We start from the raw sequence: 26,853 nt of genomic DNA on the forward strand, positions 1-26,853 counted from the left end.
CTACACGGACACACCGAGCGCGACGGCGAGATCCCCGGCAGAGGTGACCGGCAGGTCACAGGTCCTGCCACGGCATACATACGCGGCGTCGGCCCCGGCCACCCGGTCGCGGTCGGACAGCAATTCCGACGAGTTCACTTCACCGCCGACGACGATCGCGCCCCCGGGGGCCAGCGTGCGCGCGGCGGCCAGCAGCTCCGAGCCGACGGGATCGCAGGCGACGGCGATCTGAATGGGCCCGCGCACAGCGGCTTCGGCGACAGCCAGCCAGTGGCCGCCAGAGCGTGGCAGACGCGCCAGGATCGGCGCCGCACCCGTCAGCGTCGACTCGGCCGCCGATGCATACCTGTCAGCGCGGTGCGCGGGAGCCAGATGAGCCGCCAACTGCAACGCCTCGGCGATCAGGGACGCACCGGACGGCGTCGCGCCATCCAGCGGATCGGCGGGCCGAACCATCAGGGTCTCAGCGTCATCCGCCGTGTCGTACCAGCGCCCGGCGGTCTCCGTATCGGCGAAATGCTGCAGGGCGATGTCGATCAGCAGCATCGCCGAATTCAGCCACGTCGTCTCGGCGGTCAGCTGATACAGCGTTAGCAGGCCGGTCGCCAGCGCGGCGTGGTCCTCCAGGATGGCGGCACTGTCGCCGACACGACCGCCGAGGCTGGCCCGGCGCAGTCGACCGTCCACGATGTGCAGGCCGACGATCGCGCTCGCGCATCGCGTTGCGGCCGTTAGGAATTCAGGTTCGTCAAGCGCCACCGACGCCTCGGCGAGCGCGGTGATCGCCAGTCCGTTCCACCCGGTGACGACCTTGTCGTCGCGGCCGGGCTGGGGGCGCGTCGACCTGGTGGCCAGCAGCGCCATGCGTACTCGATCGAACCGATCGGCATCGTCGGGGTCACTTGGCAATTGCAGGACCGAACTGCCGTGTTCGAAGGTGCCGGCTTCGGTGACACCGAAAACCTCTGCGGCCCAACGGCCGTCATCCGGCCCCAACACCTCGGTCAGTTGTGCCGGCGTCCACACGTACGTCAAGCCTTCGTGTCCGTCGGAGTCGGCATCCAGCGACGAGGTGAACATGCCCTCGGCACCGAGGCCGTCGATGAGGAACCGCGCCGTTTCGCCGGCCACTCTGCGCGCCAGCGGGTCTGCGGTGCGGCGAGCCCAGTGTGCGTACGCGCGCAGGAGCAGAGCGTTGTCGTAGAGCATCTTCTCGAAGTGCGGCACCACCCACGCGGCGTCGACGCTGTAGCGCGCGAACCCTCCGGCGAGCTGGTCGTAAATGCCGCCGCGCGCCATCGCCGTACAGCTCCGCTCGACCGCTTCGAGGGGCATCAGGTCACCGGTGCGCTCGTGGCTGCGCAGCAGCGCTTCCAGCATCGCCGACGGCGGAAACTTGGGCGCCCCAGACTGATTGGTGATGAAACCGCCGTTGACGGGGTCCTCGTGCTGAAGCACGTCGGCGACGGCGTGGTCACACAGCGACGGCTGAATCGGCGGTCCGCCCCGGGGTAGATCGGACACCATCGACCGCAGCTCGCCGCTGATGTGGTCGGAGGTCTCCTCGACCTCCGCACGGCGGGTTCGCCACGTATCGGAGACGGCGGCGAGCAGCTGCAGGAAGTTGGCCCTGGGGTAATACGTACCGCAGAAGAACGGGCGGCCATCCGGCGTCAGGAAGCACGTCATGGGCCAGCCGCCCTGACCGGTCAGCGCGACAGTGGCGTTCATGTACACCGCGTCGATGTCGGGTCGTTCCTCTCGATCGACCTTGATGCAGACGAACCCCTCGTTCATCGCGGCCGCGACCTTCTCGTCCTCGAACGACTCATGGGCCATCACATGACACCAGTGGCAGGCCGCGTACCCGACCGACAGCAGGATCGGCACGTCCCGTGCCGCCGCCTCCGCCAGCGCCTGCGGTGACCACTGGAGCCAGTGCACCGGGTTGTCGGCGTGCTGGCGCAGGTAGGGACTGGTGGCCCCGCCCAAGGTGTTTCGGCCGGCGAACTCAGCCGGACTCACGCTTGCTCTCGCCGTCGTCGGCAGGCTCGTCGGGCCCCCCGCCGGCCTGTTCGTCGGGCTCGTCGAAGGACTTTGGCAGCTTGCGCAGATGACGGTTCATGGACCACACCAACAGGAACGTGCCGATCAACAACAGCACGAGGACCAGGAGGCCGAACGGGCTGGCCTTACCGAAGTCCGGACCGGTCTGGCGGGGTGGATCCTGTGCCAGCAGGGTGACGATGGTCAGTGCGATGTCGTTCATTCGTCGATCTCGATCCCTGCGAACAAGTCCGTCTCGGGCAGCGACACCGGGACGCGTGACCGTGCCAACTCGAATTCCTCTGTCGGCCAAAGCCGTTGCTGCCATTCGATCGGCGCGCGGAAGAAGTCGCCATTGGGGTCGATCTGGGTGGCGTGCGCACGAAGCGCGTCGTCGCGCTGGGCGAAGTACTTCGCACACTCGACCCTGGTGGTCACCCGCTTCTCGAAGATGTCGTGGTCGGCTTCCCAGTGCTTGAGCCATTTCTCGAACGGGCCCACCTCGCCGTGCTTGGCGAACTCGTCCTGAATCAGCTGCATGCGCTTCCGCAGGAAGCCGTGGTTGTAGTACAGCTTCAGCACGTTCCAGGGCTCCCCCGCATCGGGGAACAGCATATGATCGCCGGCCGCCTCGTACGCGGCGATCGACACCTCGTGGCACCGGATGTGATCGGGGTGCGGATAGCCGCCGTTCTCGTCATACGTCGTCATCACATGGGGCCGGAACTTGCGAATGACGCGCACCAGCGACTCGGTGGGCTCCTCGAGGGGCACCAGGGCGAAGCAACCGTCGGGCAACGGTGGCGGCGGGTCACCCTCCGGCAAGCCCGAGTCGACGAAACCCAGCCAGTGGTGCTCGACGCCCAGGATCTCGGCGGCCTTGGCCATCTCGTCGCGCCGGATCTCGGTCATCCGGCCGTGCACCTCGGGCAGGTCCATGGCCGGGTTGAGGATGTCGCCGCGCTCGCCCCCGGTCAGCGTCACCACCATGACGCGCACGCCCTCGTCCGCGTACCGTGCCGTGGTGGCCGCACCCTTGCTGGACTCGTCGTCCGGGTGCGCGTGTACCGCCATCAACCGCAGTTCACTCAACCTGTTCTGCCTCATCTATGTCCCGAAGATGTCGCCATTCGGCATTCCCGAGAGATTTCAACCACTACGAGTAGCCCTATAGTTCCAGTTCTGTAGATCCATCCGACCGACGGGCATGAAAACTAGATGATCGAGCGTCCCTCCGCGCGTTATGGGCGCCAGCGTCTGACCCGGCGCCAGCGGCGGTTGATCGCCGGTGGGCTGACCGCGCTGGTCCTGGTGGTCGGGGTGACGGTCGCGATCATCGCGTCGGGGCGGTTCAGCAATGCGGTCAAAGGTGAACTGGGCGGTTACCGCCTGGTCGACGACGAAACCGTCGACGTCACGATCAGCGTGACGCGGGAGGATCCGTCCCAGCCGGTGGTGTGCATCATCCGGGCCCGTTCGATCGACGGCAGCGAAACCGGTCGCCGCGAGGTCCTCGTCCCGCCGGCCACCCAGCAGACCGTGCAGGTGACGGTCGCCGTCAAGTCCAACAAGCCGCCGGTCGTCGGCGACGTGTACGGCTGCGGGACCGACGTGCCGTCCTACCTGGTGACCCCTTAAACACCCGCGCAGGACAACGCAACAAACGCCGAACTGCGAATACGTGAAAATCCGCTGTCCCCGCGGTGCTAGGATGGATCGATACACGGTTCCCCGTTGGGACCGTGTATTGCTGCATTTAGTGCGCTGATTAGGCGTCGACGACGGTGGCAATACACGAAGAGCTCCCGGCGGCGCGACAAGAAACCTACTTACGCGAAGAGCGCGAGAGCAACGAACGACAGGAGCGCGACACCATGACCGACACGCAGGTCACGTGGCTGACTGAGGAAGCACACGATCGGCTGAAGGCCGAACTCGATCAGCTGATCGCCAACCGACCGGTCATCGCTGCGGAGATCAACGATCGGCGCGAAGAGGGCGACCTGCGCGAGAACGGTGGCTACCACGCCGCCCGCGAGCAGCAGGGCCAGGAAGAGGCCCGCATTCGCCAGCTGCAGGAGCTGCTGAACAACGCCAAGGTCGGCGAGGCTCCCAAGCAGTCCGGCGTGGCGCTGCCCGGTTCGGTGGTCAAGGTGCAGTACGGCGACGACAAGAGCGATACCGAGACGTTCCTGATCGCCACCCGCCAGGAGGGTGTCAGCGACGGGAAGCTCGAGGTCTATTCGCCGAAGTCGCCGCTAGGCGAGGCGCTCATCGACGCGAAGGTCGGCGACGTCAAGACCTACACGATCCCCAACGGCAACACCGTCAAGGTGACGCTCCTCAGCGCTGAGCCCTATCACTCCTGAGGCAGCCGCCTCGGCGCCCCGCGCTACAGTCCGCACCATGGCGCAGATCGCCGAGGATCTCCTTCTGCTTCTGCTCGACAACGCGTCGGCGCAGCCGGCACTCGAGCGTCACCGACGTGAGCGGGTGCTGGCGGCGGCGGTACTGCTCGACCTCGCCCAGGCCTGCAGAATCCGGCCTGCGATGGCCGAAGACGCAGTCGAACCCGGTCGGTTGATCGCGCTGTCCGTGCCGGGTGCGATGGATCCGGTTGCCGAGTCGGCGTTTCAGTTGCTTCAGCGACGGCCGCTGAGACCGGCGGCTGCCGTGAAGAAGCTGTCCAAGCGCACCGCGGACGATCTCACCCACCATCTGGAGCAGGCCGGCCAGATTCGGCGTATTCGGTTGCAGTCCAACCGATTGACCCATCCCTACGCGTGGCCGCTGACGAACCGGCAGCGGGTGGATCAGGCACGTTCGGCGCTGTTGGCCGCGCTGTTCGACCGACGGCCGCCGGCACCGGTGACAGCGGCGATCATCACCCTGCTTCACGCTGTCGACGGGCTGGGCGCTCTACTGTCGCTCAACGATCGCGGATGGCGGTGGGTGCACGCCCGGGCTGGTGAAATCGCAAGCGGCAGTTGGATCGACGAATCTCCGACGTCGATACGCGAAGTGAATCTCGTGGTCACCGCGTCGGCGTTGCGGCCCGTCCTAACCTAACGCCTGCGCCAGATCGGCGATCAGGTCCACCGAGTCCTCGATGCCGACCGACAGACGCACGAGATCGTCGGGCACCTCCAGTTGGGATCCCGCTGTCGAGGCGTGCGTCATCGCGCCGGGGTGCTCGATCAGCGATTCCACTCCGCCCAGCGACTCGGCGAGGATGAAGATCTCCGTACTCGCGCATAGCTTGCGGGCGGCGTCCGCACCGCCCCGCATACGCACCGACACCATGCCGCCGAAGCCGCTCATCTGCTTCGCGGCGACCTCGTGGCCCGGGTGACTCGGCAATCCCGGATACAGCACCGTCGCGATCGCCGGGTGATCCGCAAGGAATTCGGCGACCAGCGCCGCGTTTTCGCTGTGCTGGCGCATGCGCAGCACCAGGGTCTTGAGTCCGCGCATCGTGAGATAGGCGTCGAACGGGCCCGCCACCGCGCCCGCACCGTTCTGGAGGAACGCGAACGCGGTGTCGAGTTCTTCATCGCTGGTCAGCAAGGCGCCACCGACCACGTCCGAGTGGCCACCGATGTACTTCGTCGTCGAATGTAGGACGATGTCCGCCCCGAGTGTCAGGGGCTGCTGCAGCGCAGGCGACGCAAACGTGTTGTCCACCAACACTTTCACCTTCGACGACGACGCGATACCGGCGATACCCGCGATATCGGCGATCGACAGCAATGGATTGGTCGGCGTCTCCACCCAGATCAACTTGGTCTGCGGTGTGACCGCGGCGCGGACGGCGTCGAGGTCGGACAGTGACACCGCGGTGTAGTCGATACCCCACTGCGTGAACACCTTGTCGATCAATCGGAAGGTGCCGCCGTAGGCGTCGTCAGGCATGACGACGTGGTCGCCGGGCCGCAAGACCGCGCGCAGCGCGCAATCGGTGGCCGCCATCCCCGACGCGAACGCCCGACCGTACTGGGCCTCCTCGACGGCGGCCAGCGATGCTTCCAGTGCGGTACGGGTCGGGTTGCCGGTACGGGCGTACTCGTATCCGCCGCGAAGGCCGCCGACACCGTCCTGGGCGAAGGTGGAACTCGCGTAGATCGGGGCGTTGACGGCGCCGGTCGCCGGGTCGGGCCGAAAGCCTGCGTGGATGGCCTTGGTGGCAAGCCCCCTCGACCTGTGCTGTTCAGTCATCACCGATCAGGGTAGCGACGGGTCCTGCGGCTCGATCCACTGCGGGGGTGGCGGCGGCCCAGCACCCAGCGGGAGGCAGACGGTACCCACGATCTTGTCGGCCAACGTCTGCCGCTTCTTGTCCCACAACGGCCACAAATATCCGACGCAGCAGACGATTTGGTCCACGTAGTGGGCGATCTGGCGGACGAGCGACATCCAGAAGCCGATGGGCTGCCAGGTCTGCGCGCTGACGACGCGGAACTTCATCACCGACTTGCCGATGCTCTGGCCCGTTGCGCCCTGCCGATAGCAGAAGTTCCAGATGAAATAAACCACGCCCGGCAGCACCGCGATGAACTGGATCGACGTCCAGAAGTCAGACACTGCCGGGGAGCAATAACTCTGGCCGCTGCCATAGATGCTGTCGAGACACTCCACATCCCCCGCGACCACCAGACCGACGAGTGGAATCAGGAAGATCACCCAAATGGGGGTCCAGTCGATGAGGTTCGCGACCACCCGGGTACTCCAACGCGTGTACGCCTGCTTCGGCAGCACCGAGGCCGGCGGCGCGTGGTACGGATGCGGAGCGGGTGATGAAGCCGTCACGTGCGCCGATCTACAGCGGTACGCAGACGGTTTTGAGGAGCTTGTCGGCGATTGTCTGCCGTTTGGCATCCCACAGTGGGAACAGGAATCCGATGTAGCAGATGACGGCGTCGACACCGTGGGCGAGCTGGCGCAGAAGCGACTTGCCGACTCCGATCGGCTGCTGCGTCTGCTCGCCGACGACCTTGAAATCCATTATCTGTTTACCGATACTGGAGCCGGTATTACCCTGCCGCACAACGAAATTCCACAGCGTAAACGCCACGGCGACCAGTACACAGAGCGAGAAGATGATCCACGCCGTCGTCGAGGGTCCGTTTCTTCCGGTGGCGCAGAACGCCTCGGTCACACACAGAGTTTCGGTCGGCTGGAAGGTGTAGAGGACGACGCCACCGATGGCGGTGAGCAGGTACACCGGGATGCTGTCGATCACGTAGGCGAGCACTCGGGTGAACCACGGCGTGTAGTTACTTCCACTGACGACGGGCGCAATCGAGGGAACACCCTGCGCGAAATCACCCGCGGGTGGCGGTGGCGGCTGACTGGTCACGTTCGCCCTCACTGTCAATCCATCGCGACTGGTCGCAGCTTACAAATGTGACCGCGATGGCGCAGAGAGTCGCGAAGACCCGGTCTGCGCACATCTGCGCAGACCGGGTCTTTCACGATCACGGCGTCAGCGGAGCAATCTGGCCGTTGGTGAGCTTGCGGTAGGTGTACACCAGAAACAGCCCGGCGACCGGGATGGCAACGATCAGCCCGATCAAACAGGCCAACGTCCCGACGATCGTGATGGCGTAGATGACGAGTAGTGCGAGGATCACCGGAACAAAGTTGTTCTTGGTGATCTCGAAGCTCTGTTTGATCGCGTCAATGGGAGAGGCATTGCGATCGACGATGATCACGGTCGCAAAGAGCGTGAACAGCGACACCGCGATCCCACCGATGAAGCAGAAGGACAGGATTCCCGCCGCTATCCCGATGATCAGGGTCGCGACGATCACGCTGCCGACGTTTCTCGGCTTGAAGAACGACCCGATCGTCACCGGTTGTCCGTTCGCGATATCCAATAGGCCACCCAGGTAAGCCGATTGCATCGCCGCGGCGACCACCATCAGGATGAGGTATCCGACGATCAGCGCCAGGAAGCTCGCGAAGCCGAAGCTCGCCTCGTAGCTGTAACTGGTGCCGTAGGACTCATAGGTCTGCGTCGGCGCAAGAGCGAACGCCAGCCCGTAGACGGCACCGAGGAGAATGCCGACGATGAGGGCGTACACGAGCGCCGGGACGATCAGCGCCGCAGCGTTTTTGCTGAACTTGTTCCACGCCCACGAGAACCCCTCGCCTACGTTAAGGTCTTGTGCGCCAGGGAAACCCGGGCCCGCAGCCGGTGGATAACCGCCGGGCGCACCCGGTTGCGGGTAGCCCGACTGCTGGCCGTAACCGCCCGGTCCAGGTGGCGGCGGTGCGTAACCACCACCGGGAGGCGGGGGTGGTGCGTAACCACCACCTGACGGCGGCGGGTAGTTACCACCCGGCGGTGGTGGTGGGTAGTTACCCCCCGGCTGGGGCGGTGGGTAGTTACCACCCGGCGGGGGCGGCGGGTAGCCGCCACCCGGTGGTTGCGGAGGAGGCGGTTGATCACTCATGGTTTGCCGTTCCTTTCCATGACTTCCATGACTTCCATGACTGCCGGATTTCACGATCCGGTTTCAATCCAAATCCCCACTGGCACCGTCGAAGTGGCAACCGCGGCCCAGGGCGACGACGCGGAGCGAGAGCTCCGTGAACGCTAGGAGTAACTAGTTGTCGCGCCGATGCCGACGACGACGTTGATGACGATCACGATCACGAACACGATGACGCCGGCGATCGCACCCCACACCGCGTACTTCTTTGCGTCGTCAGCCGCCTGCTGCGCTTCGGCTGCGCGCCCCTGTGCCCACAGACCGGAGACCTGAGTGGACTTCACGATCGACACGATTCCGAGTGGTAGACAGCACAACACCGTCACCAAAATGCCCCAGATCAGGTTGTTGTTCGGCTGTGCCGCGGGAGCGGGAGGGGGGTAGCCGCCGCTCGGTGGTGGCGGCGGCGGGTAGTTCCCTGGCGGCGGCGGAGGGTAGTTCCCGGGGGGCGGCGGGGGTTGTTCGGTCATGGGGCCTTCCAGTCATTGTCTTAGCTGGCAACGAGCGTGCTTACCCTACCGGAGAAGTGGGTGCCGCAGAGGTTTCTGCGCGGAAGTTGATCATGTGGCGAATGAGCGAAATCCGCTGGTAACCGCCGGATCGGGAGCCCGCCACCCCAATTGTTTGCCAGCCTTTGCAAGTCCGACTACCGGACTCGACGACTGCTTCCCTCGGACAGAAAGCCCAGTAGGTCATGGCGGGTCAGGACGCCCACCGGCTTGCCCTCTTCCACCACCATCACGGCGTCGCACTCGCGCAATGTCTTGGCGGCGGTGCTGACGAGCTCTCCCGCACCGATCAGCGGCAGTGGCGGACTCATGTGCTGCGACACCGCATCTGCCAGGTTGGCGCGGCCCTCGAACACCGCGGACAGCAGTTCGCGCTCTGCGACGCTGCCCGCCACCTCACCCGCCATCACCGGCGGCTCGGCGCCCACCACCGGCATCTGGGAGACGCCGTACTCGCGCAGGATGCCGATCGCGTCGCGCACGGTCTCCGACGGGTGGGTGTGCACCAGGTCGGGCAGCGCACCCGACTTGCCGCGCAGCACCTCCCCGACGGTCGTCTCCTCGACAGAACCGTCGAGCCGGCTACGGAGAAAGCCGTAGGACGACATCCATCCGTCATTGAAAACCTTTGACAGATAACCTCTTCCGCCATCCGGCAGGAGGACGACCACTAGCGAATCCGGGCCCGCCTTCTCGGCTACCTTGATGGCGGCGACCACGGCCATGCCGCACGAACCACCGACGAGGAGGGCCTCTTCGCGGGCCAGTCTGCGCGTCATCTCGAATGAGTCCGCGTCGGACACGGCGATGATCTCGTCCGGCACAGTCGGGTCGTAGGCCGACGGCCAGAAGTCCTCGCCCACTCCTTCGACCAAGTACGGCCTGCCGGTGCCGCCGGAGTACACCGACCCCTCGGGGTCGACGCCGATGACCCTGACCGGGCCTTCTGGACGCCGCCCAGAAACCTCCTTGAGATACCGACCGGCCCCGGTGATCGTGCCGCCGGTGCCGACGCCCGCGACAAAATGGGTGACCTTGCCGTCGGTGTCCGCCCATACCTCGGGGCCAGTGGTCTCATAGTGGCTGGCGGGCCCCATGGGATTGGAATACTGGTCGGGCTTCCACGCGCCGTCGATCTCCTCGACGAGTCGATTCGAGACGCTGTAATAGCTGTCCGGATTGTCCGGCGCCACGGCCGTCGGGCAGACCACGACATCAGCGCCGTACGCGCGCAACACGTTCTGCTTGTCCTCGCTGACCTTGTCGGGGCAGACGAAGATGCATTTGTAGCCGCGCTGCTGCGCCACGAGCGCCAGCCCCACACCGGTATTGCCGGAGGTCGGCTCGACGATGGTGCCGCCGGGCTTGAGTTCGCCGCTGGCTTCGGCCGCGTCGATCATCTTTATCGCGATGCGGTCCTTGGAGCTGCCGCCGGGATTCAGGTACTCGATCTTGGCGGCGACGGTGCCCGCGCCGTCGGGGACGACGGAGTTCAGCTGTACCAGAGGGGTATTGCCGATGAGCTCACTGATGTGCCGTGCGATCCGCATGACTCCATCGTGTCAGGCGGGGCAGCGGGGTACCAGCTCAGGGTTTACCAGGTGGCTTCGCGGATGTAGTCGCCGATCTGGCGCAGCGACCGCTTCGCCTCGGGAACCGCGGGCGATGCCAGCTGGAACACGTGCATTTGACCCGGCCAGACGCGGACCTCGACGGGTACACCAGCGGCCGCCAGCCGTCGGGCCGCCTTACGCGCGTCGCTCACCAGAACTTCGGACCCCGACACATGAATCAGCGTGCGCGGCAGCCCCGGCTCGATGTGGTCGAGCGGCTCGTAGATCTCTTCTGGCTTTCCGTCGACCATGTGCCGACCCGCCGCCTCCTTGACCAAGTCCACCAAGGCGTAGAACGCGCGCGGCGGGAACATCGCATCGCTATGGATATTCGGGTGGTTGGCCCGGCCTTCGTTGTCGATCTCGAACAGCGGCGACATCGTAACCATCGCTGCGGGGATTTCGCCTTCCAAGCCCTCGCGTTGCAGTTTCTCGGCGAGCGCCAGGGCCAGGTACCCGCCGGCGGAGTCGCCCGCCAGCACGATCTGATTGGGCTCATAACCCTTGAGTCGCAACCACTTATAGGCGTCGTAACAGTCGTCGAGCGCCTGACCGACGGAGTGCTTGGGGATCATCCGGTAGTTGACGACCAGCACCGGACAGTCGGCGTAACCCGACAGCGCGGTCACCAGCCGGCCGTGGGAGTTCACTCCGCACGTCAGGAATGCCCCGCCGTGCAGGTACAGAATCACGCCGCGCTTGCCGTCCGCAGGCAGTACGCCGCCCGCCCGCACGAGCTGTGCGGTGCATTTCGGCAAAGAAATCGTCGCGCGCACCGTGCCGGGGGCGGGACGCATGACCCGCGACGCAAAATCGACCAAACCCCAAGGCCAGGGCAGGCGCGGAGCGTAGCTTCCGATAGCTAGTGTCGGTCGGATTGTTAGCAGAGCCGCAAGAGAAGTGAGCCGCCCCGCGAGGCTCGGGCCGTCCTCGACGACCTCTACGGGTGCGCCGTCGCTGACTGGGAACTTGCGCGGTTTACGTACTCTAGCAGGCGTTTCGCCGACGCGAGACGCTGTGGCCACCTTACTGGGTGCCGTCATCGCCACCACTCCCTACGACTTTGTAGAGCCTCGGGCCGCCGTTTGCTTCAGCGTTACCGTTACCTTAGCTTGACAGGCTCTGTTCATTTCAACAATCAACGAGTCGATTTCGATACCGGACTTGATACCGCACTGTGATCCGCTGTCGTTGGTCGCCACGCGGATATCCCAGAAAATCCCTTCTAAACTTGTCACGTGGGCATACGTGTTCCGCGTAGGACAACGACGGTCGCCGTTGCGGCCGCGGCCACCCTCGCATCCACGGGCTCCGCATATGTGGGAGCCCGCAATCTGCTGAGCGGCCAGGCAGACAAGGCTCGCCGCGTCATACCGAAGGCGTGGGACGTGCCACCACGCGCCGACGGCGTCTACGCGCCCGGTGGCGGACCCGTGGAGAAGTGGCACCGCGGCGTCCCCTTCGACCTGCATTTGATGGTCTTCGGCGACTCCACCGCCACCGGTTACGGCTGTGATGACGCCGAGGAGGTGCCTGGCGTGCTCATTGCGCGCGGGCTCGCCGAAGTGTCGGGCGAACGCATCAGGCTGAGCACGAAAGCCATCATGGGCGCGACGTCGAAGGGGCTATCCGGGCAGATCGACGCGATGTTCGTCGCGGGCCCACCCCCGGATGCCGCGGTGATCATGATCGGCGCGAACGACATCACCCGGCCCAACGGCATCGGTCCGTCGGCGCGACGACTGGGCAGGGCGGTCGGGCGGCTACGGGCCAGCGGCGCCGTCGTCGTGGTGGGGACCTGCCCGGATTTCGGTGTGATCACCGCGATCCCCCAGCCGCTGCGGTGGGTGGCACGCAGTCGCGGGTTGCGCCTGGCGCGCGCCCAGGCGTCGGCCGTGCGCACCGCGGGCGGTGTGCCCGTGCCGTTCTCCGATCTGCTCACGCCCGAGTTCCGCAAGGCGCCCGAAGAGCTCTTCAGCCAGGACATGTTCCACCCGTCGGGCGCCGGTTACGCGCTCGCGGCGCAGCAGTTGCTCCCCGCTCTGTGTAATGCGTTGGGCGAGTACATCGATGGTGAACAGCCCGAAGATGCGCTGGAACCACGAAACGCCGAGGGTAGCTCGCTGCTGGCGCGGGTGGGCAACATCAGCCGGTTGTGGCGCCGCTCAACTGGGGTCCCCGCACCCATCGTGGTGGCCGCAAGTTAGGTTTGCTTCAGTTTCGATATCCGTCGAATACAAGGAGAAATCTCATGGCTGAAGCCGTCATCGTCGCCACTGCACGCTCGCCGATCGGCCGCGCCGTCAAGGGGTCGCTCGCCACGATGCGCCCCGACGACCTCGCGGCGCAGATGGTTCGGGCGGTGTTGGACAAGGTTCCCTCGCTGGACCCGAAGGACATCGACGACCTGATGATGGGCTGCGCGCAGCCCGCCGGTGAGGCCGGCTACAACATCGCCAGGGCGGTGGCCGTCGAACTCGGCTACGACTTCCTGCCGGGCACCACGGTCAACCGGTACTGCTCGTCGTCGCTGCAGACCACGCGGATGGCTTTCCACGCCATCAAGGCCGGTGAAGGCGACGTGTTCATCTCCGCGGGTGTCGAGACGGTGTCGCGGTTCGGCGTGGGTGCGGCCGACGGCGCGCCTAACTCGAAGAACGCGATGTTCGAGGAGGCCCAGGCGCGGACGGCCAAGCAGGCCGAGGGGGCCGACGAATGGCACGACCCGCGTGCGGACGGCCTGGTGCCCGATGTGTACATCGCGATGGGCCAGACCGCGGAGAACGTATCGCTGTACACCGGCATCAGCCGCGAGGACCAGGATCACTGGGGCGTGCGGTCGCAGAACCGCGCCGAGGATGCGATCAAGAGCGGCTTCTTCGAGCGCGAGATCGTGCCCGTCAAGCTGCCCGACGGTACGACCGTCACGACGGACGACGGCCCGCGCGCGGGCACCACGTACGAGGCTGTTTCGCAGCTGAAGCCGGTGTTCCGCCCCAACGGCACGATCACTGCGGGCAACGCGTGTCCGCTGAACGACGGTGCGGCCGCGGTCGTCATCATGAGCGACACCAAGGCCAAGGAATTGGGCCTGACGCCGTTGGCGCGCATCGTGTCCACGGGTGTGTCGGGGTTGTCGCCGGAGATCATGGGCCTCGGCCCGATCGAGGCGATCAAGAAGGCGCTTGCCAAGGCGGGCAAGACGATCAGCGACATCGACCTGGTCGAGATCAACGAGGCGTTCGCGGTGCAGGTGCTCGGGTCGGCGCGCGAACTCGGCATCGACGAGGACAAGCTGAATGTGTCGGGCGGCGCGATCGCGCTGGGTCATCCGTTCGGCATGACCGGTGCGCGCATCACCGCCACGCTGCTGAATAACCTTGCAACGCACGACAAGACGTTCGGCATCGAGTCGATGTGCGTGGGTGGCGGCCAGGGCATGGCGATGGTGGTCGAACGCCTCAGCTAGCTTTCGTTGACTCTGCGTAACGCCGTAGTGTGCACTCAGATCGCAAATCGAGCCGACTTCAGGCGATTTCGCGATCTGAGCGCACACTAGACGGCCACGCCCGGCGGACACGGTTGACGATGTCGGCCGGATGGGCGCCCGCCACGACTCGAATATGGGTCCAGCCGCGGTATGTGATGAATTCCGATCGCACGATGTCCTTTCCGAACGCCGGACGCTGGCGATGGTGATCACCGTCGTACTCGACGGCGATCATGACGTCTTCCCAACCCATATCGAGGAAATAGCGGGGACTGCCGAAGTCGTCGAGAATTGGGATCTGCGTTCGCGGTCGTGGAAATCCGGCGCGAACGAGTAGCAATCGAAGCCAGGTCTCCCGCGGCGACTCGGCGCCCTCGTCGCACCAGTCCAGGGCTGATAGCAGCCGAGGTATGCCGGGAGATCCCCGATGCCGACCGGCGAGTTCCTCGACGGTACTGCGGTCGAAGCGGGTGGCATTACCTAGCGCATCCAGTCGCGAAATCCCCGTGTCGCCGCGGATCAGTCGCCCGACGTCGAATGCGGTGCGCTCCGGTGTGGTCACCGCGATTCCGGCAATCAGCTGGCTTTCGCCAGGGCCCAACCGATCTCTTCGGGTCGTGATCCCATCGGGCGACCGTGCGTTCGCCCAGATGAGCTCGATCGGAATGTCATCGGCGATCCACTGCGCCCCATGCATCGCCGCGGCCGCCTCGCCCGCAACGACGCCCCGCCGTCGCGTCCACAGCCATGCCCCCCTCGTCCGTTGCGCCAACGTCGGCGGTGCATCGCCAGCGAGGTAGACGTCGGGATACACAGCACGGAAACGCGTACGCAGTTGGTGCTTGTTTCTGACGGTGCCGTCGCGCAGGGCCTCACTGCCGAGGAAGGGATTGTCCACGCCCGCACTGTGGTCAGGCGATCAGACGCGTTCCGCGGCATAACGAAACACACCACCGCCGGATGTGGATGAATCAGGGATTGTGGAGACACGAAAAAAGCCCGGCACATTTCGTGCCGGGCCTTTCGCGGTGACTGCTAGTCGCTGTTGAAGTACGACAGCAGCCGCAGGATCTCGAGGTACAGCCAGACCAGCGTGACGGTCAGGCCGAGGGCGACGCCCCACGCGGCCTTCTCCGGCGCACCGGCGCGAATCAGCTGGTCGGCCTGGTCGAAGTCGATCAGGAACATGAAGGCCGCCAGTCCGATGCAGACCAGCGAGAAGATGATCGCCAGTGGACCACCGCTGCGCAGGCCAAAGCCCTCGCCGCCGCCGACACCGAAGATCGCGAGCACGAAGTTGAGCAGCGCGATGGCCACCACGCCGAACAGGGCCGCGACCATCATTCGCGTGAACTTCGGCGTCACCCGAATGGCGCCGGTCTTGTAGACGACGAGCATGCCGACGAACACACCGACGGTTCCGAAGATCGCCTGCGCGATCATTCCGGGGCCACCGGTGGAGACGAGGTTCGCGAACAAGAACGACGCGGCGCCCAGGAAGAGGCCCTCGAGCGCGGCGTAACTCAGCACGATCGCCGGGTTGTCCTGCTTGCGTCCGAATGTCGCAATCAACACCATCGCCAGACCGCCGAGGGCGCCGACGAGCACGAACGGCATCATCAGCGCGACGTTCTGCGCCACCAGGAAGTACGACAAGACGCCGACAGCCGTCACCACCGCAAGGGTGATGCCCGTCTTGGTGACGACATCGTCGATGGTCAGCGGCCGGGAGACACCCGTCTGCCGCTGGTCGGGATACTGCGTCACATATGGATCGGCCTGTACCGCCTGCGCACCGTAGCCTGCGGCTCCGGTACCAAACTGCGCATAGCCACCCTGCCCCTTGGGCAAGGAACGAAATACCGGGTTGCTGGACTCCCGCACCGTCGGTTCCTCTCTGATGCTTGGTTCGACTCGTTGACGAACACTCGATCAACGACTGACGATCCCGGACGGTTCCCGAAAGAACCTCCCAGGGTCTTCACAGGAAACCCTACCCGGCGAAGCTCCAGGCGGGTTGACGATCTAGATTGCATTCCGTGGACGAAAACGAGGATGTCCTAGTAAAGGTGCGGCAGGGCGTCGGCCTCATCACCCTCAACCGGCCCAAGGCCATCAATTCGCTCACCCATCCGATGGTCAACGCGATCTCACCCGTGCTGACCGATTGGGCAGCCGACGACAATGTCCAGACCGTCGTCATCGACGGTGCAGGTGAACGTGGCCTGTGCGCGGGCGGCGACCTCGTCGCGCTCTATCACAGCGCCCGTGCCGAAGGCCCCGACAAAGGCAAGGTCGCCCGAAGCTTCTGGTACGACGAGTACCGCCTCAACGCCCAGATCGGCCGGTTCCCCAAGCCTTATGTCGCCCTGATGGACGGCATCGTGATGGGCGGTGGTGTCGGCATCGCCGTACACGGCAGCGTCCGCGTCGTCACAGATACCACCAAGATGGCGATGCCCGAGGTCGGTATCGGCTTCATCCCCGATGTCGGCGGCACGCTCATCCTGTCGCGCGCCCCGGGCCTGCTCGGGCTGCACGCCGCCCTCACGGGTGCGACGTTCGGCGCAGGTGACGCGATCGCCATGGGCTTCGCCGACCACTTCGTGCCGCACGATGCGATAGCCGCGTTCAAGGAAGCCGTCATCGTCGACGGCGTCGACGGCGCCCTCACCGCCTACGCGGCCGAGGCGCCCGCGAGTCAGTTTCTGGCGCAACGGGAATGGATCGACCGGTGCTATGCCGAGGCGACCCCGCTCGAGATCGTCGCCGCACTACGCGCCGAAGACACCGACCCCGCCACCGAAGCCGCCGACCTGATCGAAGCCAAATCCCCCACCTCGGTGTCTGTTGCGCTGGAAGCCGTGCGACGAGCCGCCAAGCTCGACACACTGGAAGACGTGCTGCGCCAGGAATACCGGACCACATGCGGGGCGCTGCGCAGTCACGATTTCGAAGAGGGCATCCGCGCTCAGGTCATCGACAAGGACCGCAATCCCAAATGGTCGCCCGCCTCGCTGGCGGCCGTCACCCCCGCCGACGTCGAGTCCTACTTCGCGCCGGCCGATCGCGAACTGGAGTTCTCATGAGCTACGAGACCATTCTGGTCACGCGTGACGACCGCGTCGGCACCATCACGCTGAACCGCCCGAAGGCGCTCAACGCGCTCAACAGCCAGGTGATGAACGAAGTCGTCTCGGCCGCAGCGGAATTCGACAACGATCCGGATATCGGCGCGATCATCGTCACCGGCAGCGGCGAGAAGGCCTTCGCCGCCGGCGCCGACATCAAAGAGATGGCCGAACTGTCGTTCGCCGACGTGTTCTCCTCAGACTTCTTCGCGGCGTGGGGCAAGTTCGCCGCGACGCGGACGCCGACCATCGCCGCGGTCAACGGCTACGCACTGGGCGGCGGTTGCGAGCTCGCGATGATGTGCGATCTGCTGATCGCCGCCGACACCGCGAAATTCGGTCAGCCCGAGATCAAGCTCGGCGTGCTCCCCGGTATGGGCGGCTCGCAGCGTTTGACCCGCGCCATCGGCAAGGCCAAGGCGATGGACCTGATCCTCACCGGGCGCAACATGGACGCCGACGAAGCCGAACGCGCAGGCCTGGTGTCCCGCGTCGTGCCCGCGGACACGCTGCTCGACGAGGCCAACAAGGTCGCCAAGGCCATCGCCGGGATGTCGCTGTCAGCGTCGCGGATGGCCAAGGAGGCCGTCAACCGCGCCTTCGAATCGACGCTGGCCGAGGGACTGCTCTACGAACGCAGGCTCTTCCACTCCGCCTTCGCCACCGACGACCAGACCGAGGGCATGAACGCGTTCACGGAGAAGCGCCCACCGAACTTCCGCCACCGTTAATCTGCGTGGGTGACAGACACCGCTGAGGCTGTTGAGGACGCGCCGCCGCAGGAGGAGTCGCCCCCCAAGCCGGATTGGTGGGTCCGCCGTTACACGTTCTTCGGAACGGCACTCGGGCTTGTCTTCATCTGGTTCTCCTTGACGCCCTCGCTGCTGCCGCGCGGGCCCCTATTCCAAGGCATCGTCAGCGGCGCCGCTGGTGCGATCGGATACGGCCTCGGGGTGTTCGGGGTTTGGCTCGTGCGCTATATGGGATCGAGGGACTCCAGCCCACCGGCGCCGCGGTGGGCCTGGCTGACACTCGTGGGAGTCGGGGTCATATGCCAGATCCTGATGATCTTCTACTTCCACAGGTGGCAGGACGAGGTCCGCGACCTCAACGGCGTACCACGCCTGGAGTTCTGGGACTACCCCTGGTGCGCCTTCCTGTCCATCGTGGTGCTCTTCATCTTCGTCGAGATCGGCCAGCTCATCGGCAGGTTGGTGCGCTTCCTGGTCCGCCAGCTGGAACGCGTTGCGCCGCCACGTGTTTCGGCTGTGGTGGTGGTGGTCCTGCTGCTTGCGCTGAGTATCGCGCTGCTCAACGGCGTGGTGGTGCGTTTCGGTATGAGCGCCTTGAACAAGACATTCGCCGCGGCCAACGACGAGACCGATCCCGAGTTCGCGGCGCCGACGTCCCCATTGCGTTCAGGCGGTCCCGGCTCGGCGATGTCATGGGAATCGTTGGGCCACCAGGGGCGGGTGTTCGTCTCGGCAGGACCGACCGTCGACGACCTCACCGAGTTCAACGGCCGGCCCGCCATCGAACCGATCCGCGCCTATGCCGGACTGCATTCGGCGGACGGCATCAAGGCGACGGCGGCGCTGGCCGCCCAGGAGTTGCAGCGCAAGGGCGGGCTCGATCGTGCGGTGGTCGCCGTCGCGACGACGACCGGTACCGGCTGGATCAATGAGGCCGAGGCCTCGGCGCTCGAGTACATGTACAACGGCGACACGGCGATCGTGTCCATGCAGTACTCGTTCCTGCCGAGCTGGCTGTCGTTCCTCGTCGACAAGGAGAACGCCCGACAGGCGGGGCAGGCGCTGTTCGAGGCGGTCGACGCGCTGATCCGCGAGATGCCGGAGGCTCAGCGGCCACGGCTGGTGGTGTTCGGTGAGAGCCTTGGCTCGTTCGGCGGCGAGGCACCGTTCCTGGCGCTGAACAATCTCATCGCCCGCACCGACGGTGCGCTGTTCTCCGGCCCGACGTTCAACAACACCATCTGGACTCAACTCACCCGTGATCGCGACGCGGGCTCGCCGGAGTGGCTGCCCACCTTCGACAGGGGCGAGAACGTCCGCTTCGCCGCGCGCTCGGACAATCTGAACCGGCCGGAAGGGGCCGAGTGGGGCAATCCCCGCGTGGTGTACCTCCAGCACGCGTCGGACCCGATCGCCTGGTGGAATCCGGATCTGTTGTTCGCCGAACCGGATTGGCTCAAAGAACCGCGCGGCTATGACGTGTCGGGGCGCATGCAGTGGATACCGATCGTCACCTTCCTACAGGTTTCCGCGGATATGGCGGTGGCCGTCGACGTGCCCGACGGTCACGGCCACGTCTACGTCAAGGACGTCGCCAACGCCTGGGCGGCGATCCTGGAGCCGCCGGGCTGGACGCCGCAAAAGACGGAGAAGCTGCGCCCGCTACTGTCCAACGACGAAAACGCTTAGACGAGAACGCCTTCGGCCTTCAGCGCGTGGTAGCCACCGATGACGTCGGTGGAGCGGTGCAACCCCAGGTCGAGCAGGGCTGCAGCGGCCAGGCTGGACGTGTAGCCCTCCGAGCACAGCACCACCCATTCGACGTCGTCGTCCACGGCCTGCGCAAGACGGGCGTCACTGGTGGGGTCGCAACGCCATTCGAGCACGTTGCGTTCGACGACCAACGCCGCCGGAACGTCGCCCTCGCGGTCGCGCTGGGCCTGAGGCCGGATGTCGACCAGCACCGCGCCACGGGCCAGCGCCGCGGGCACGTCCTGCGCGCTCATCCTGGTCAGCCTGCTGCGGGCGTCGTCGAGAATGCGGTCGATGCGGCTACCCAACGTCGCTGTCATCCTTCCGGCTCATCCGTGAGTTCGGTGCGCTTGCGGCGCAGCGTATTCCGGTGCGTGACCTCGTAGTACGACATCGCGGTCAACGGTGGCGAGTATGCGTGCACACTCAGCGTCGGCGCCACCCGAGCGGCGGGCGCAACCGGTGCGGCGGTGTGGCGATCGGGCGTCCACACCACGTCGTGAACCCAGCCCAGCGGAAACGCAGCCTGATCCCCCGCGTTCAGCCGCCGGCGCTTGAATACCCGACCGTCCCAGCGACTTTCCTTCAGCGCGCCGGACACCACGGTCAGCGCTCCGAGCGAGCCGCCGTGGTCATGCAGCTCGGTCGAGCGGTCCGGGACCCAGCTGATCAACCAGACGTCGAGTTCTTCGTCGCCGTGCAGCCGCGTGAACCAGCGGTCGTTCGCCGGCAGGCCGCCGGCTGGCAACAGATCGTCGTAGCGGCCGGACAGCACGTCGTCGGCGTACCGGTCAGTGGCGTACAGCAGATCGGGTGGGCGCAGCCGAGTGGGCAGCGACAAGGTGGAAACCATGAAGACTCCAGCAATGACGAACGGAAAGGGATCGGGGCACGCGCGTCAGGCGCAACAGTCCCCGTCGCACATCAGCAGGTATCCGGTCGTCACAGGGGCAGTCTGGCATGTCAAACCGATCCTGACGGCTGCGCTGAAGCCCTGTGGCGTTAACGCCACGGTCAACAACCTGGTCAGGCGGCCACGTGCACGGCGGCCCGCAAGATTCACGGTGATCCGAAGTAGACGGGTGCCGATCGCGGCGACGCGGCCATTGCATACATTGGCCGTATGCGCAGGCATTTCCGTTGGGCCGCCCACGCGGTGGCACTCGTGGTCGTCGGCACCGCAATAGCCACCGGGTGCTCGTCCGGAGATGACGGTGAACCGGTCACCTCGACGCCGGAGACGACGTCCGCCACGGAACCCTCCGACACGCCCACCGCAGCACCCGGCGATGTCGCGGTCTCCCCCGGCGGCGTCACGACCGCCGTCGGGGCGCCTGCGGACTCCACCGAAGACGAGTACTTCAAGGCGTGCCAGGCGGCGCGCGACTGGATGGGCAAGCAGGGCGGTGACCCCAAGTCGCAACTCGAGCCCTATCTGAAGAGCGTGCAAAGTGCCGACGCCGCTCCCGGACCGGGAACGTTCGGCACGCCGTGGTCTGCGCTCCCACCGGAGCGGCAGGCCGCGGTGATCGTGGCTGCCCAGGCCGCCGCGGACGCCCTGTGCGGATAAGCGCAGAATGACCTCATGGCCGGCAAGCGAGTGGCCCTCGCCCTCGGCAGCGGAGGAGCGCGCGGTTACGCCCACATCGGGGTGATCGACGAGCTGCAAGATCGTGGCTTCGAGATCGTCGGCATCGCGGGGTCGTCGATGGGCGCCCTCGTGGGTGGGCTGCAGGCCGCCGGCAAGCTCGACGATTTCGCCGAATGGGCCAGGGCGCTCACCCAGCGGGCGATCCTGCGCCTACTCGATCCGAAGATCACCGCCGCGGGGGTCCTGCGTGCCGAGAAGATTCTCGACGCGGTCCGCGACATCCTCGGTGAAGTGACGATCGAAGAGCTGCCGATCCCGTACACAGCGGTCAGCACCGATCTGCTGACGGGAAAATCGGTATGGCTGCAACGCGGGCCCGTCGACGCCGCGATCCGGGCGTCGATCGCCATTCCGGGAGTGATCGTGCCGCACGTGCTCGACGGCCGGCTGCTGGCCGACGGCGGCATCCTCGATCCGCTGCCCATGGCGCCGATATCGGCCGTCAACGCCGACCTGACGATTGCGGTGAGCCTGGCCGGCAGCGAGGCGGGCGGCGACGAGCCCGAGGGCGACGGGCCAAGGGCGACTACGGAATGGCTGGGCCGGATGTGGCGGAGCACGACGGCGCTGTTCGACACCGGCCAATCCGAAGAGAGCGAGAACAAACTCGTCGACACCGCCAAAGAGGTGGGCGCAAGAGAGGTATCGGTGCCACGGCTCGGCAGCTTTGAGGTGATGAACCGGACGATCGACATCGCGCAGGCCGCACTGGCCCGCCACACGTTGGCGGCCTATCCCCCCGACGTGTTGATCGAGGTGCCGCGAACCGCATGCCGCAGCCTGGAATTCCACCGTGCCGCAGAAGTCATCGACATCGGCCGCGCACTCACCGCCGCTGTGCTCGATGGGCTGGAGAAACCCGAAACCGTTTCCGCCGAGGCCTGATTCAGCGGTGCAGGAAGGCCGCGACCTCGGCCGCCACCCGCCTGCCCTGCTCACGTCCCGCCACCGCGGACGGTGCGCGACAGGCCGGATCCAACGGATTGGGACCGAAGGCTGTCAGCGACTCGTCGTCGGCGAACACCGCGAACACCGCGCCGGAGAAGTCGTCGACCTCCTCGACCGCTCCGGTGCCGAACGGTGATGGGGACGTCCGGCCCTGTGGCAGTAGCGCCACCACGACATCGCAGTCGGCGGCGAGTTCGAGATTGACGGTGCTGCCGACCCCGCCGTCCATGAATCGTCTACCGCCGATCGTGACGGGCGGCCAGACGCCAGGCACCGCACAGCTGGCGGCCACAGCGTCGACCAGATTCACCCCGGAGTTGCGATCGAGGGTCACCAATTCACCTGTGGCGGTGTCGATTGCGCTGATACGCAGTGTTTGTTCCGGCCATTCGTGCTCGGGTAACCGGTGTTCGATCACCTGACGCCGGACGATCTCCGGCACGGTCTTCGTCGACAGGGCGACGCTGCCGATCCTCTGCAGCTTCTCCTCTTTGGAGCCGGGTTGCGTCACTGCCGCAAGGAACAGTTCGGTGATCTCCTCGATGCCGACGTCGGGGTTGCGCTCGGTCGTCGACGTCTCCAGTTGCCGCTCGAACAGCGCGTCGAGACCGAGGCCACTGATGAGCTGGGCGGCCACCGTCGACCCCGCTGACGTGCCGACCAACACGTCGCTGTTGAGCAGGGCCTCGGCCGTCTCCGGCGCTTCGTCGGCGATGCCGCGCAGGACGCCCGTCTCCCACGCGATTCCCGCCAGACCGCCACCTGCCAGCACCAGTGCCCGTTTCGTCACGGGAACCGAGTCTGCCAGGCTGCCCAAAAGGTGCGGCGGCTAAGGTCTGGCCATGGTCCGCGGTGTCGTTGTCGCAGCTCTGGCAACACTGGTCCTTGCAGGCAGTCCGTCGGCCGTAGCCCAACCACCCGCACCGCCGGTCCCGATCATCCCGCTGCCCGTCCAACCGGCCAACGTCGGCGACCTCAAACGTGACGCCGTCGCGTACTACGACAGCGGCGCCTACCTGACGAACCTGCAACAGGCCGCGGCACCCGCGGTGGCGTGGATCAACGAGCAGGCCCCGCGCGTCGCGAGGCCCGCAATCGTCCTCGATATCGACGAAACCTCGTTGTCCAACTGGGAAGTCATCAAGGCCAATGACTTTGGCCGCGTCTACAACGGTCCATGTGACGACCTGCCGCACGGACCGTGCGGATTGCAGGCGTTCGGCCGACTCGCACAGTCGACGGTGATCCCGCCGACGATGGCTGTGTTCACCACCGCCAAGCTGCGCGGCGCCGCAGTCTTCTTCATCACCGGCAGGCAGGAGTCGTGGCGCGCGGCAACCGAACAGAATCTGCAGGCGGTCGGCTACACCGGCTATGAACGGTTGATCATGGAACCGGCGGGCTCACTCTATGTTTCCGCCGCCGACTTCAAGGCCCCACAGCGAGCACAGATCGAGGCACAGGGCTACACGATCATCGCCAACGTCGGAGATCAGCCGTCGGACCTGGCCGGCGGGCACGCACAGCAGACATATCTACTGCCCAACCCTTTCTACCGCATCCCCTAGGAGTGACATGGCCGACACGATGAGGGCGCAACGCTTCTACGCTGACACCAAAACGTTTGCGGTAGAAGATGTTCCGATACCCGAGCCCGGACCGGGAGAGGTGTTGGTCAAGGTCGCGTTCTGCGGCATCTGCCATTCCGACCTGAGTCTGATCAACGGCACGTTCCCGGCCATGCGCCCGGTGGTCACCCAGGGCCACGAGGCGTCGGGGACCATCGCCAAGTTGGGCCCGGACGTCACCGGGTGGGCCGAAGGCGACCGGGTGGTCGTGGCCGCGGGCAGGCCGTGCACCCAATGCGCGAACTGCCGCCGCGGCAACGTCACGAACTGCCTGGCCATCCAGCTGATGGCGTTCGCCTACGACGGGGCGTGGGCCGAGTACACCGTCGCGCAGGCCGCCGGCCTGACCCGGGTGCCCGACAACGTCCCGCTCGAGCAGGCCGCGATCCTGGCCGATGCGGTGTCGACGCCGTTCGGCGCCGTCGTGCGCACCGGCAAGGTCGGCATCGGCGAATCGGTCGGCGTATGGGGTGTCGGCGGGGTCGGAACCCACATCGTGCAGCTGGCCCGGCTGGTCGGTGCCGCGCCGGTGATCGCCGTCGACGTCAAGCCGGCGGTGCTCGAGCGCGCCGTCGAACTCGGTGCGGACCATGCGTTCGACGCCCGCGACGAACGACTCTCGGAGAAGATCGCCGAGCTCACCGGCGGGCGCAAGCTCGACGTCGCGTTCGACGCGGTGGGCCTCGCGTCGACGTTCGAGCAGGCGCTCGACAGCCTGACGGTCGGCGGCCGTCTCGTCGCGGTTGGAATGAGCGCCGAGCCCGCCTGCGTTGGAAGCACCAGCATGTTCGCACTCACGCAGAAGCAGGTCCTCGGCCACCTCGGCTACCAGAACGTCGACATCGAAACGCTGGCCACGCTGGTTTCCCGTGGCCGACTGGACATCTCGCGCTCGATCAGCGACGTCGTCTCCCTCGAGGACATCGCGGTCGGCATCGAAAGGCTGCACAGCCAGGAAGGCAACCCGATCCGCATTCTGGTCCAGCCGTGACGGGTGACCTGCGGGGCCGGGTCGCGCTGCTGACCGGCGCGTCGGGCGGTATCGGCAAGGCGATCGCGCGACGACTCGCCGACGAGGGCGCTGACCTGTGCCTGTCCTACGGGCAGCACGCCGACGATGCCGAAGAGGTCGCGGCCTATGCGCGAGACCAGGGGCGGCGGGTCACCGTCCTCGCCGCCGATCTATCCGATCCGGAGGCACCGGCCGCCCTCGTCGCGCATGCGGTCCACGAACTGGGCCCGGTCGACCTGCTCGTCCCCAATGCGGGCACGGCCGACATCAAGGGGTGGCAGAAGATCGATCTGGCGTCGTGGAACGCGACGATTGCGGTCAACCTGACCGCTCCGTGGTTGTTGGCGCAACAGGTTCTGCCCGCGATGATCGAGCGGAAGTACGGACGCATCCTGTTCATCTCATCGGTCGCCGCCCTCACCGGCGGCGTGGTCGGGGCCCACTACGCCGCGAGCAAGGCAGGACTGCACGGCCTGATGCACCACCTCGCACCGCGCGTCGCGGCCGACGGAGTGACGGTCAACAGCCTGGCCCCCGCGCTGGTGGGCGAGACGAAGATGTTTCCAGCAGACCTGGAGACCGGCACTCCCCCGATCCCGATCCCCGTCGGACGCATAGGCCGGCCCGACGAGGTGGCCGACATGGCAATCGCCATGCTGCGCAACGGTTATCTGACCAACAAGGTCGTCACGCTCGACGGCGGCATTCTGCCGCGCGACTAGCTCAGCCGGGGCGCCGCCTTGCCGCTGATGAGTGGCAGATCGAGATAGGTGGCGATGCCCGGTTCGGCGGCGCACACCGCGGGCACCGAGTTCACGCAGTGCGCGGCGGTGCCGACGATCCCGTACTCCGGACCCTCGCCGCCCACCGCCGACTGAAATCCCTTCACCGTGATCGAAATATCGGGATTACCGCGAACCTCCATCTCGTAACGCTGTCCTTCCGGGCCGAATGTCCATGGCGGATCGAGCTTTTCTTCGCCCATGAGCCAGTTCACGGTGACGCGGACGACGACCTCGTCGCCGACAAGCGCCTCCCAGTGGAACTTTCGGCCGGCGACCTGGCCGGGCTCGATCACGCCGATCGGCGATTCGATAGGTGCTGTGGCGACGGCGATCTCCTGCGACGAACGCACTTTCGGGTCGGCGTTGAAGCCCGCCTTGTCGACGATCATCCGCACCGCCTGGATGAAGCCGCCGTCGAGCAGCTTCTGCATGGGTCCGCTCAGGGCCTTGTCGGGCACCTCTCCGAACCCCATCACATGGCGGACGACATCGGGTGCTTCGTAGGTGCGCAAGTCGGAATACTCCTCGGCGCGAACAAAAGTCACACCCGTGGAGAACGCCGAGAACAGCAGCGGGAACTTCTCGCTGATACCGCCGGGCGCCATGCCGGTGCCGTGCAGCGTCGAGTTGCCCTCGATCGCGGCGTCGCGAAGGGCCGCCGACTGCCGCTCGCTCGGATACACCCAGCCGACCGGAGTGACCACGTTCTTCCCCGACCGCAGCAGCGCGGCGACCTCATCGGGATTGGGCAGCAGCGGCGAATAGATGACGGCGTCGGCGTCGAGCGCCAGGATCTCGTCGACGTTGTTGGTCGCGGTGACGCCAAGTGGCTCTTCGCCGATGAGTTCGCCGACGTCCTTGCCCGCTTTGTCGGCCGAGTGCACCCAGCAGCCGACGAGCTCGAGCTCGGGATGCTCCAGCACGCCCTTGATGGCGGCGACTCCGACGCCGCCCGTCGCCCACTGCACGACCTTCAGCGCCATACCGCCTCCTCGCAACTAGAACACGTTCTACTTAGGTCTACACGACGGAGACTTCGTGC

General features: G+C 66.1%; 29 protein-coding genes. 13 read left to right on the plus strand and 16 right to left on the minus strand.

From position 1 onward, the window contains the following. Genes G6N42_RS15650 through mca form a run of 3 tightly spaced genes read right to left on the minus strand, consistent with a single transcriptional unit; the run spans position 1 to position 3,138 of the window. A complete protein-coding gene (locus G6N42_RS15650) occupies positions 1-2,025 on the minus strand; it encodes a thioredoxin domain-containing protein (RefSeq protein ID WP_163730405.1) in 2,025 nt (674 codons plus the stop codon). After that, positions 2,012-2,269, minus strand: coding sequence for a hypothetical protein (locus tag G6N42_RS15655; RefSeq protein WP_163730406.1), 258 nt, complete (start codon positions 2,267-2,269; stop codon positions 2,012-2,014). Before G6N42_RS15655 ends, G6N42_RS15650 begins: the two co-directional genes overlap by 14 nt. Further along, positions 2,266-3,138 (minus strand): mycothiol conjugate amidase Mca, encoded by an 873-nt coding sequence (mca, locus tag G6N42_RS15660; RefSeq protein WP_163730407.1) that lies wholly within the window; start codon positions 3,136-3,138, stop codon positions 2,266-2,268. The genes G6N42_RS15655 and mca overlap by 4 nt, the downstream gene beginning before the upstream one ends. Positions 3,139-3,264: 126 nt before the next feature. Here mca and G6N42_RS15665 point away from each other — a divergent pair, with 126 nt between their 5' ends. The 3 genes from G6N42_RS15665 (at position 3,265) to G6N42_RS15675 (ending at position 5,115) form a co-directional block, all read left to right on the plus strand. Then, positions 3,265-3,684, plus strand: a complete 420-nt coding sequence (locus tag G6N42_RS15665; protein WP_163730408.1) for a DUF4307 domain-containing protein — start codon at positions 3,265-3,267, stop codon at positions 3,682-3,684. Between the two features lie 236 nt (positions 3,685-3,920). Further along, a complete protein-coding gene (gene greA / locus G6N42_RS15670; protein WP_083126812.1) occupies positions 3,921-4,415 on the plus strand; it encodes a transcription elongation factor GreA in 495 nt (164 codons plus the stop codon). A 37-nt stretch (positions 4,416-4,452) separates the two neighbouring features. Then, positions 4,453-5,115: a GOLPH3/VPS74 family protein gene (locus tag G6N42_RS15675; protein WP_163730409.1), complete on the plus strand. Its 663-nt coding sequence runs from the start codon at positions 4,453-4,455 to the stop codon at positions 5,113-5,115. Here the strand turns inward: G6N42_RS15675 and G6N42_RS15680 are convergent. From G6N42_RS15680 to G6N42_RS15710, 7 genes are all read right to left on the minus strand, one after another. Continuing rightward, a complete protein-coding gene (locus tag G6N42_RS15680) occupies positions 5,107-6,261 on the minus strand; it encodes a cystathionine gamma-synthase (protein WP_163730410.1) in 1,155 nt (384 codons plus the stop codon). The two genes, G6N42_RS15675 and G6N42_RS15680, sit on opposite strands and share 9 nt — an antisense overlap. A 6-nt stretch (positions 6,262-6,267) precedes the next feature. After that, the gene (locus G6N42_RS15685; protein WP_232076156.1) at positions 6,268-6,852 is read right to left on the minus strand and encodes an RDD family protein; all 585 of its coding nucleotides are present in this window, start codon (positions 6,850-6,852) and stop codon (positions 6,268-6,270) included. Between the two features lie 10 nt (positions 6,853-6,862). Further along, on the minus strand, positions 6,863-7,414 hold the full coding sequence (locus tag G6N42_RS15690; RefSeq protein ID WP_232076157.1) for an RDD family protein: 552 nt from the start codon (positions 7,412-7,414) through the stop codon (positions 6,863-6,865). Positions 7,415-7,520: 106 nt separating this feature from the next. Continuing rightward, the gene (locus G6N42_RS15695) at positions 7,521-8,501 is read right to left on the minus strand and encodes a DUF2189 domain-containing protein (RefSeq protein ID WP_163730412.1); all 981 of its coding nucleotides are present in this window, start codon (positions 8,499-8,501) and stop codon (positions 7,521-7,523) included. Between the two features lie 143 nt (positions 8,502-8,644). After that, the gene (locus G6N42_RS15700) at positions 8,645-9,010 is read right to left on the minus strand and encodes a CD225/dispanin family protein (RefSeq protein WP_163730413.1); all 366 of its coding nucleotides are present in this window, start codon (positions 9,008-9,010) and stop codon (positions 8,645-8,647) included. Between the two features lie 176 nt (positions 9,011-9,186). After that, positions 9,187-10,599, minus strand: a complete 1,413-nt coding sequence (locus tag G6N42_RS15705) for a cystathionine beta-synthase (protein WP_163730414.1) — start codon at positions 10,597-10,599, stop codon at positions 9,187-9,189. A 44-nt stretch (positions 10,600-10,643) separates the two neighbouring features. After that, positions 10,644-11,705 carry an alpha/beta hydrolase fold domain-containing protein gene (locus G6N42_RS15710; RefSeq protein ID WP_163730415.1) on the minus strand — a complete coding sequence of 354 codons (1,062 nt, stop codon included), beginning with the start codon at positions 11,703-11,705 and terminating at the stop codon, positions 10,644-10,646. Positions 11,706-11,900: 195 nt separating this feature from the next. On the opposite strand from G6N42_RS15710, the gene G6N42_RS15715 reads away from it, so the two are divergent. Together G6N42_RS15715 and G6N42_RS15720 are read left to right on the plus strand one after the other, a co-directional pair. Continuing rightward, a complete protein-coding gene (locus tag G6N42_RS15715; RefSeq protein WP_163730416.1) occupies positions 11,901-12,869 on the plus strand; it encodes an SGNH/GDSL hydrolase family protein in 969 nt (322 codons plus the stop codon). A 44-nt stretch (positions 12,870-12,913) separates the two neighbouring features. Beyond that, a complete protein-coding gene (locus G6N42_RS15720) occupies positions 12,914-14,131 on the plus strand; it encodes an acetyl-CoA C-acetyltransferase (RefSeq protein ID WP_163730417.1) in 1,218 nt (405 codons plus the stop codon). A 58-nt stretch (positions 14,132-14,189) separates the two neighbouring features. Here the strand turns inward: G6N42_RS15720 and G6N42_RS15725 are convergent, their stop codons facing one another. Further along, positions 14,190-15,050: an endonuclease domain-containing protein gene (locus G6N42_RS15725; RefSeq protein ID WP_163730418.1), complete on the minus strand. Its 861-nt coding sequence runs from the start codon at positions 15,048-15,050 to the stop codon at positions 14,190-14,192. Positions 15,051-15,187: 137 nt separating this feature from the next. After that, positions 15,188-16,036, minus strand: coding sequence for a Bax inhibitor-1/YccA family protein (locus tag G6N42_RS15730; protein WP_163730419.1), 849 nt, complete (start codon positions 16,034-16,036; stop codon positions 15,188-15,190). 155 nt (positions 16,037-16,191) lie between these two features. Between G6N42_RS15730 and G6N42_RS15735 the strand changes: the two genes are divergently transcribed. Genes G6N42_RS15735 through G6N42_RS15745 form a run of 3 tightly spaced genes read left to right on the plus strand, consistent with a single transcriptional unit; the run spans position 16,192 to position 19,724 of the window. Continuing rightward, positions 16,192-17,241 (plus strand): enoyl-CoA hydratase/isomerase family protein, encoded by a 1,050-nt coding sequence (locus G6N42_RS15735; protein WP_163730420.1) that lies wholly within the window; start codon positions 16,192-16,194, stop codon positions 17,239-17,241. Further along, on the plus strand, positions 17,238-18,014 hold the full coding sequence (locus G6N42_RS15740) for an enoyl-CoA hydratase (RefSeq protein ID WP_163730421.1): 777 nt from the start codon (positions 17,238-17,240) through the stop codon (positions 18,012-18,014). Before G6N42_RS15735 ends, G6N42_RS15740 begins: the two co-directional genes overlap by 4 nt. 9 nt (positions 18,015-18,023) lie before the next feature. After that, a complete protein-coding gene (locus G6N42_RS15745; protein ID WP_163730422.1) occupies positions 18,024-19,724 on the plus strand; it encodes an alpha/beta hydrolase in 1,701 nt (566 codons plus the stop codon). Here G6N42_RS15745 and G6N42_RS15750 read toward each other — a convergent pair. Next, a complete protein-coding gene (locus G6N42_RS15750) occupies positions 19,721-20,107 on the minus strand; it encodes a rhodanese-like domain-containing protein (RefSeq protein WP_163730423.1) in 387 nt (128 codons plus the stop codon). The genes G6N42_RS15745 and G6N42_RS15750 overlap by 4 nt on opposite strands. Beyond that, entirely contained in the window at positions 20,104-20,640 is a 537-nt protein-coding gene (locus tag G6N42_RS15755; protein WP_163730424.1) for a cupin domain-containing protein, read from the minus strand. Before G6N42_RS15755 ends, G6N42_RS15750 begins: the two co-directional genes overlap by 4 nt. Before the next feature lie 270 nt (positions 20,641-20,910). On the opposite strand from G6N42_RS15755, the gene lpqV reads away from it, so the two are divergent. Next, a complete protein-coding gene (gene lpqV / locus G6N42_RS15760) occupies positions 20,911-21,357 on the plus strand; it encodes a lipoprotein LpqV (protein ID WP_163730425.1) in 447 nt (148 codons plus the stop codon). A 15-nt stretch (positions 21,358-21,372) separates the two neighbouring features. Continuing rightward, entirely contained in the window at positions 21,373-22,323 is a 951-nt protein-coding gene (locus G6N42_RS15765) for a patatin-like phospholipase family protein (RefSeq protein ID WP_163730426.1), read from the plus strand. A 1-nt stretch (position 22,324) separates the two neighbouring features. Here the strand turns inward: G6N42_RS15765 and G6N42_RS15770 are convergent, their stop codons facing one another. Continuing rightward, a complete protein-coding gene (locus G6N42_RS15770; RefSeq protein ID WP_232076158.1) occupies positions 22,325-23,176 on the minus strand; it encodes a patatin-like phospholipase family protein in 852 nt (283 codons plus the stop codon). 52 nt (positions 23,177-23,228) lie between these two features. On the opposite strand from G6N42_RS15770, the gene G6N42_RS15775 reads away from it, so the two are divergent. The 3 genes from G6N42_RS15775 to G6N42_RS15785 are packed head-to-tail and all read left to right on the plus strand — an operon-like array spanning position 23,229 to position 25,748. Further along, positions 23,229-23,954: an HAD family acid phosphatase gene (locus G6N42_RS15775; protein WP_163730427.1), complete on the plus strand. Its 726-nt coding sequence runs from the start codon at positions 23,229-23,231 to the stop codon at positions 23,952-23,954. Between the two features lie 7 nt (positions 23,955-23,961). Next, positions 23,962-25,005 (plus strand): zinc-binding dehydrogenase, encoded by a 1,044-nt coding sequence (locus G6N42_RS15780; RefSeq protein WP_163730428.1) that lies wholly within the window; start codon positions 23,962-23,964, stop codon positions 25,003-25,005. Beyond that, positions 25,002-25,748, plus strand: coding sequence for an SDR family NAD(P)-dependent oxidoreductase (locus G6N42_RS15785; RefSeq protein ID WP_163730429.1), 747 nt, complete (start codon positions 25,002-25,004; stop codon positions 25,746-25,748). The genes G6N42_RS15780 and G6N42_RS15785 overlap by 4 nt, the downstream gene beginning before the upstream one ends. Here G6N42_RS15785 and G6N42_RS15790 read toward each other — a convergent pair. Further along, on the minus strand, positions 25,745-26,794 hold the full coding sequence (locus G6N42_RS15790; RefSeq protein ID WP_163730430.1) for an NAD(P)H-dependent amine dehydrogenase family protein: 1,050 nt from the start codon (positions 26,792-26,794) through the stop codon (positions 25,745-25,747). The two genes, G6N42_RS15785 and G6N42_RS15790, sit on opposite strands and share 4 nt — an antisense overlap. Positions 26,795-26,853: the final 59 nt, after the last annotated feature.

This window comes from Mycobacterium gallinarum (assembly GCF_010726765.1).
GTDB classification, from domain to species: domain Bacteria; phylum Actinomycetota; class Actinomycetes; order Mycobacteriales; family Mycobacteriaceae; genus Mycobacterium; species Mycobacterium gallinarum.